This window comes from Fibrobacter sp. UWB3 (genome assembly GCF_002210405.1).
Taxonomy (GTDB): Bacteria; Fibrobacterota; Fibrobacteria; order Fibrobacterales; family Fibrobacteraceae; genus Fibrobacter.
Map to the genome: position 1 here is coordinate 1 of NZ_MWQJ01000018.1, position 5,093 is coordinate 5,093.

At 57.0% G+C, this 5,093-nt stretch carries 2 tRNA genes and 3 rRNA genes; all 5 read right to left on the bottom strand.

Going from position 1 to position 5,093, the window contains the following annotated elements:
• Positions 1 to 47: 47 nt before the first annotated feature.
• A 5S ribosomal RNA gene (rrf, locus tag B7991_RS14555) occupies positions 48 to 162 on the bottom strand.
• Between the two features lie 105 nt (positions 163 to 267).
• Positions 268 to 3,171, bottom strand: a 23S ribosomal RNA gene (locus tag B7991_RS14560).
• Positions 3,172 to 3,346: 175 nt separating this feature from the next.
• A tRNA-Ala gene (locus tag B7991_RS14565) sits at positions 3,347 to 3,419 on the bottom strand.
• A 6-nt stretch (positions 3,420 to 3,425) separates the two neighbouring features.
• Positions 3,426 to 3,499: transfer RNA gene (locus tag B7991_RS14570), tRNA-Ile, on the bottom strand.
• Between the two features lie 91 nt (positions 3,500 to 3,590).
• A 16S ribosomal RNA gene (locus B7991_RS14575) occupies positions 3,591 to 5,089 on the bottom strand.
• The 16S, 23S and 5S rRNA genes sit together here with 2 tRNA genes alongside, the layout of an rRNA operon.
• Positions 5,090 to 5,093: the final 4 nt, after the last annotated feature.

Consider the following 5,093-nt stretch of genomic DNA (forward strand, 5'->3'; position numbering starts at 1 on the left):
AAAAAAGAAAAAGCCCCGCCCGACGTGTTGCGTCAGGCGGGGCGTGAATCCAGCGGCGACCTACTCTCCCGGGCCCGGGGGCCAGGTACCATCGGCGATCTGAGGCTTAACTTCCGTGTTCGGGATGGGAACGGGTGTGACCCTCACTCGATAACCGCTGAAACAAACTCTTGCATGGAACCTAAAACTTTTTGCAATCACCAGAGCTCTGAAGCCAGGCGGGTCCGGGCTGCCCACGCGGGACAGTTGAACCAAATCGTTGAAAGAAAGGAAAAGCGTCTCACGGGCTATTAGTACCGCTCGGCTCAACGTGTCGCCACGCTTACACCTGCGGCCTATCGACGTCGTAGTCTCCGACGGCCCTTCAGGGGGTTGCCCCCGCGAGACCTGATCTTGGGAATGGCTTCACGCTTAGATGCCTTCAGCGTTTCTCCAATCCGGACATGGCTACCCGGCAATGCCGCTGGCGCGACAGCCGGTACACCGGAGGTCCGTCCGTCCCGGTCCTCTCGTACTAAGGACAGCTTCCCTCAAGTCTCGAACGCCCACACCGGATAGGGACCAAACTGTCTCACGACGTTTTGAACCCAGCTCGCGTGCCGCTTTAATTGGCGAACAGCCAAACCCTTGGGACCTTCTCCAGCCCCAGGATGCGACGAGCCGACATCGAGGTGCCAAACCTCCCCGTCGCTATGAACGCTTGGGGGAGATCAGCCTGTTATCCCCAGAGTACCTTTTATCCATTGAGCAACGGCCTTTCCACGCTGTACCGCGGGATCACTAAGCCCTACTTTCGTACCTGCTCGACGTGTCCGTCTCGCAGTCAAGCTCCCTTATGCCTTTGTGCTCTGCGCGCGATTGCCGACCGCGCTGAGGGAACCTTTGGATGCCTCCGTTACCTTTTGGGAGGCGACCGCCCCAGTCAAACTGACCATCAGACACGGTCCCTGTCCCGGATGACGGGACGAGGTTAGATCTCAAAACGGGCAAGGGTGGTATTTCAAGGACGGCTCCCCGACGACTGGCGTCGCCGGCTCATAGCCTCCCACCTATCCTACACATGCCAGCCCTAAAACCAATGTCAAAATACAGTGAAGGTTCATGGGGTCTTTCCGTCCAGGTGCGGGTTGCCGGCATCTTCACCGGCACTGCAATTTCGCCGAGTCCCGGGAGGAGACAGTGCAGAAGTCGTTACACGATTCGTGCAGGTCGGAACTTACCCGACAAGGAATTTCGCTACCTTAGGACCGTTATAGTTACGGCCGCCGTTTACCGGGGCTTCGATTCAGGGCTTCGCTTGCGCTGACCCCTCCTGTTAACCTTCCGGCACCGGGCACGTGTCAGACCATATACGTCCACTTGCGTGTTAGCATGGCCCTGTGTTTTTGGTAAACAGTCGCTTCTGCCGTTTCCCTGCGACCTCCAGATGCTTCCCGCTGTTCACGGTCACAACCGGAGGCTCCCCTTATCCCGAAGTTACGGGGTTAATTTGCCGAGTTCCTTCTCCCGAGTTGTCTCGAGCACCTTAGGCTATTCGCCTCGTCCACCTGTGTCGGTTTACGGTACGGGCCTCCGTTCGCTCCCTTAGCGGTTTTTCCTGGCACGGTCCATCGCGGCGCCCCTTCCGGCCGAAGCCTTCCGGGGGTCCGGAGCCTGGGGCTTGTGCAGGGGGGATTTGCCGCCCCTGCGCCTCGCACTCCTTCAGCGGCATCCATCGGCCGCCCCGTGAATTCCCATGCGTCGCCGCGTCGGTTGTGACGCTTATCGGAGGGTCCAGGAATGTTCGCCTGGTTGTCATCGGCTACGCCTCTCGGCCTCGTCTTAGATCCCGACTGACCCCGGGAGGATTATCCTTGCCCGGGAACCCTTGGACTTACGGTGTGCGGGTTTTTCACCCGCATTTTCGCATACTCATGCCAGCATTCTCGTTTCCGGTGCCTCCAGCGGGCATCGCCACCCGCCTTCCCAGGCCTGCGGAACGCTCTCCTACCGCTCCATTGCTGGAGCCCACGACTTCGGTGACGTGCTTAGTCCCGATCATTTTTGGCGCGGAGCCGCTTGACCAGTGAGCTATTACGCTTTCTTTAAAGGATAGCTGCTTCTAAGCTAACCTCCTGGCTGTCTGTGCAGCTCCACATCCTTTCCCACTTGGCACGTACTTGGGGACGCTTAGTCGGTGGTCAGGGTTGTTTCCCTTTCGTCTACGGATCTTATCACTCGCAGGCTGTCTGCCATGCATCGCGTTCACGGTATTCGGAGTTTGATAGGGTTTGGTAAGCGGGTGTGCCCCCTAGTCCTGCCAGTGCTCTACCCCCGTGAAGCTAACATGACGCCATACCTAAATATGTTTCGGAGAGAACAAGCTATCGCCCAGTTTGATTGGCCTTTCACCCCTACCCACAGCTCATCCGAACACGTTTCAATGTATATCGGTTCAGCCCTCCACGGAATGTTACTTCCGCTTCAGCTTGGCCATGGGTAGATCACTAAGGCTTCGTGTCTGCCGTGTACGACTGGTCGCCCAGTTGAGACTCGCTTTCGCTTCGGCTCCGGACCTGAGGCCCTTAACCTTGCCGTACACGAGCAACTCGCTGGCTCATTAAACAAAAGGCACGCCGTCAGGAGGATGAATCCTCCCTCCGACAGAATGTATGCACGCGGTTTCAGGCGCTATTTCACTCCCCTCTCGGGGTGCTTTTCACCTTTCCCTCATGGTACTGTGCACTATCGGTCATCCGCTCGTATTTAGCCTTGGAGGGTGGTCCCCCCGTCTTCAGGCAGGATTTCACGTGTCCCGCCCTACTCTTCGACGGACGTCAGATTCTAGATCGCTACAGGCCTGTCACCTGCTGTGGGGGGGCTTTCCATCCCGCTTCGCTCTCTGTCCACTGTACGCAACCCGTCTGGGCTCCTCCCGGTTCGCTCACCACTACTGCGGGAATCTCGGTTGATTTCTTTTCCTCCGGGTACTGAGATGTTTCAGTTCCCCGGGTTTGCCTCCGCTCGACTATGTATTCATCGAGAGGATACGCTTGCGCGTGGGTTTCCCCATTCGGATCCCCCATGGTCAAAGGCCCTTTGCGCCTCGCATGGGACTTTCGGGGCTTGGCCCGTCCTTCGTCGCCGGCGGATGCCTAGGCATCCCCCGCGTGCATTCCTTCGCTTAAATCCTAATTCCAGCGATTCAGCTCTGTTCTGCCGCATGAGCAGCTCGAATCCACCTTTATTTTTCTTGGTGCTTCAAGTCACTCTGTATGCTTGATTGCTTTGTTAGTTTCCATGCCGAAATTTCAATTTTCACATGTCCTCGCTGGGACGATGTTTTCTGCACCCGGTCGGTGCTTCCTGGAGCTAAGGAGACTCGAACTCCTAACATCCAGCTTGCAAAGCTGGCGCTCTACCAGTTGAGCTATAACCCCTGAAAGTGGGCCTGAATGGACTTGAACCATTGACCCCCGCCTTATCAGAGCGGTGCTCTAACCAGCTGAGCTACAGACCCGGGCTCTAAAAGAATCGGAGATGTACTTGGGTGACGGACTTGATGTCTCGAAAAACAGGCTGTTGGAACTTGTGTTCCAGATTTACTCCTTAAAGGAGGTAATCCAGCCGCACCTTCCGGTACGGCTACCTTGTTACGACTTAGCCCCAGTCAAAGGTCTTGCTTTAGGCGCTTGCACGACTTAGAGCACTCCCTTCTCCCATGGCTTGACGGGCGGTGTGTACAAGGCCCGGGAACGTATTCACCGTGGTGTGCTGACCCACGATTACTAGCGATTCCAGCTTCACGGAGTCGAGTTGCAGACTCCGATCCGAACTGAGGACGGCTTTGAGGATTGGCTCCGCCTCGCGGCGTTGCGACCCATTGTACCGACCATTGTAGCACGTGTGTAGCCCAGGATGTAAGGGCCATGAGGACTTGACGTCATCCACACCTTCCTCCGGGTTGTCCCCGGCAGTCTCTCCAGAGGGCCCCCTTGCGGGTGGCAACTGGAAACGTGGGTTGCGCTCGTTGCGGGACTTAACCCAACATCTCACGACACGAGCTGACGACAGCCATGCAGCACCTGTGCGGAACGTTGCATTGCTGCAAAACGGCGATCTCTCGCCGCGGCGTTCCCATGTCAAACCCTGGTAAGGTTCTGCGCGTTGCTTCGAATTAAACCACATGCTCCACCGCTTGTGCGGGCCCCCGTCAATTCCTTTGAGTTTCATACTTGCGTACGTACTCCCCAGGCGGCATACTTAACGCGTTGGCTACGGTACCCGGGGGAACCCCCGGACACCCAGTATGCATTGTTTACGGTGCGGACTACCAGGGTATCTAATCCTGTTTGCTACCCGCACTTTCGAGCCTCAGCGTCGATAAGTCCCCAGCAGGCTGCCTTCGCCATCGGTGTTCTTCCTGATCTCTACGCATTCCACCGCTACACCAGGAATTCCGCCTGCCCCTGAACTATCCAAGAGATCCAGTTCGGACTGCAGAGCCGGGGTTGGGCCCCGGGATTGTACAATCCGCTTGAATCTCCGCCTACGCTCCCTTTACGCCCAGTAATTCCGAACAACGCTTGCACCCCTCGTATTACCGCGGCTGCTGGCACGAAGTTTGCCGGTGCTTCCTCTCAAGGTACATTCAATCCCGTCCGAAGGCGGGCCTTATTCCCTCATGACAGTGGTTTACACACCGAAATGCTTCTTCCCACACGTGGCGTTGCTGCATCAGGGTTTCCCCCATTGTGCAATATTCCCTACTGCTGCCTCCCGTAGGAGTCTGGGCCGTATCTCAGTCCCAATGTGGCCGATCACCCTCTCAGGCCGGCTACCGATCGTCGCCTTGGTGGGCCGTTGCCCCGCCAACTAGCTAATCGGACGCAAGCTCATCCCATACCGATAAATCTCTAGTCAACCCTCCATGCAGAGGGCCACTCTCCTGGACATTAACCGCGCGTTGGCACGGGTATTTCCTGATATGGGGCAGATTGCTTACGCGTTACTCACCCGTTCGCCGCTCGGCATTGCTGCCTCGCTCGACTTGCATGTATAAGACACGCCACCAGCGTTCGTTCTGAGCCAGGATCAAACTCTTCATTGATTTT